We start from the raw sequence: 764 nt of genomic DNA, 5'->3' as shown, positions 1-764 counted from the left end.
ATCCACCAGCGTAAAGGTGCCGTAGTTGCCTTCCATGGTGACATTGTCGATGGTGGCGGTGTCGCCACTGTCAGGGTCAGTGACCGTGATAGTCCCGGTTGTTGAGGTATCCTGGTCAGTGACCTGTCCGGTGGTGTCCCCGGTGACGACAGCGGCATCATTGGTGCCGGTCACGGTCACCACAATCTCATGGGTTGAACCGTCAGAAGCGGTGAGGGTAAAGGTGTCGTTGGCCTCTTCACCTTCCGGCAGGGCTTGCGCTTTGTCTGGGTCTACCGTGTAGGTCCAGTTCCCATCCACCAGCGTAAAGGTGCCGTAGTTGCCTTCCATGGTGACATTGTCGATGGTGGCGGTGTCGCCACTGTCAGGGTCAGTGACCGTGATAGTCCCGGTTGTTGAGGTATCCTGGTCAGTGACCTGTCCGGTGGTATCGCCGGTGACCACCGCCGCATCATTGGTGCCGGTGACCGTCACCACAATCTCATGGGTTGAGCCGTCAGAAGCGGTGAGGGTAAAGGTGTCGTTGGCTTCCTGTCCTTCTGGCAGGGACTGGGCTTTGTCCGGATCGACGGTGTACGTCCAGTTGCCGTCCACTAATTCGAAGGTGCCGTAGTTGCCTTCGATGGTGGTGTTGCCAATGGTGGCGGTGTCGCCACTGTCAGGGTCAGTGACCGTGATAGTCCCGGTTGTTGAGGTATCCTGGTCAGTGACCTGTCCGGTGGTGTCCCCGGTGACGACAGCCGCATCATTGGTGCCGGTCACGG

The 764-nt window shown here is 58.9% G+C and carries 1 protein-coding gene; it reads right to left on the bottom strand.

Annotated features, from left to right (window positions below):
- On the bottom strand, positions 1–764 hold a 764-nt coding region (locus GMA8713_RS26030; RefSeq protein WP_198159601.1), incomplete at both ends, for a VCBS domain-containing protein.

Origin of the sequence: Grimontia marina (assembly GCF_900060185.1) — a bacterium.
Lineage (GTDB): Bacteria > Pseudomonadota > Gammaproteobacteria > Enterobacterales > Vibrionaceae > Enterovibrio > Enterovibrio marinus.
This window is presented reverse-complemented; position numbering and strand designations above follow the sequence as displayed.